This window comes from Dysosmobacter segnis (genome assembly GCF_014297285.1).
Classification (GTDB): Bacteria; Bacillota; Clostridia; order Oscillospirales; family Oscillospiraceae; genus Oscillibacter; species Oscillibacter segnis.
In genome coordinates this window covers 1-1,327 of record NZ_JACOQI010000079.1, presented here as the reverse complement: position 1 = coordinate 1,327, position 1,327 = coordinate 1, and the positions used below count along the sequence as shown (strand labels likewise).

At 52.6% G+C, this 1,327-nt stretch carries 2 protein-coding genes; both read right to left on the bottom strand.

What is annotated here, in order from left to right; genetic code table 11:
* Positions 1 to 928 (bottom strand): hypothetical protein (locus tag H8Z83_RS19030; protein WP_187016466.1); only part of this gene is annotated, 928 nt, incomplete at its 3' end.
* A gap of 61 nt (positions 929 to 989) precedes the next feature.
* A complete protein-coding gene (locus tag H8Z83_RS19025; RefSeq protein WP_187016465.1) occupies positions 990 to 1,238 on the bottom strand; it encodes a hypothetical protein in 249 nt (82 codons plus the stop codon).
* Between the last annotated feature and the right edge of the window lie 89 nt (positions 1,239 to 1,327).

Below are 1,327 nucleotides of genomic sequence, written 5' to 3'. Positions count from 1 at the left end.
CCCCCCCCCCCCCCCCCCCCCCCCCCCCCCCCCCCCCCCCCCCCCCCCCCCCCCCCCCCCCTTTTAGATGTGTATAAGAGACAGGTACTTCTTCGTACTCTAGGTCGACTTCTTGTACGGTGTCACGATCCAGCATCGCAGCAATGTGCAGGTGACGGTACAGTCGTGGCAAGAAGCGTGCATGACGGTAGATCACTTGCCCATCAATGTAACGACGGAAGTTCCACGTAAACAAGTACATCGCTAACCGACGGATCGAAGACAATCCCGGTTCATCGAAGTTGACTTTATCCATCAGGTTCAGGCGGTTCACTTTACGCCAGAACTCTTCAAAGCTGTAGTGGTATTGAATCCACTCCATCTTGTCATGTGGGTATTTGTCAACAGCGATTTGGAGATACTCGTCCCGGTGATCCTTGAGCATGTCTTCAAGCAGGTGTAAGTACTGGGTCTTCTCCTCGAAGAAGTAACGCATCCCAAACTCAGTACCCATTGCCCCGTAGTTACCCTGACCAGTAGCCGACAGTGGATTGCTTTGTTTCTTGCGCTCCTTGATCCACTGCTCGTTTTCCATCCGCTTCTGGTGTTCACGTTGCTGGATGACTTTTGCCTTGTAGATCTCCTCACCTTTCAGTGACTTGAGGAAACCCTTGTAGGTTGGGTGCTCCATACGCAGGGCTACCAACAACTGCGCCATGTCGTACGGGACGCCCAAGTCGTGGGATAGGTGTCTGATAACTCGAGTGGTGAACGTAATGGAGATATACGGCTTGTCATCCAATTGTTCCAGACCCAACTCTACCGCAATGAAGTCAACCTCGTCCGGCAACACTGGGGTCAGCTTTGCACGCTGCTCTGGTGTCAACGCCACACCACGGCGACCGTAGCAGAAGATTCTTTTAGGTGCTTTCTTCACTTCCTCTGTCATCAGAGTACTCCAATTTTAGTAATGAGCGTTATAGGGCGGGACTCCGAAGAGTCCCTATGTTTCAGTAACCCCGATAAGGGCGAGCTACTTCGTGTTGCGTTGGTTCTGGGCCCCAGTCTTCACGAGGAGGATCGGGGATACCTTTAGCCAGACGAGCATTACGAATACGATCCATACGAGCAGCACGGTAGCCGCTCATGTACGATTCTTTGACTTCGCGCTTGACTGTCTTACGGATTGGCAGTCCGCCCATCCCGTCTTTACAACCCAGTTCAAAGGCGGCTGACTTACGCTGTGTTGTTTTGGACATCGCGTTCCACCTCCTGTAGTGATTCTTCCAGACGGGTAATGAACGCCCGGACATCAACCTTAGACCAGACCTGTCTCTTATACACATCT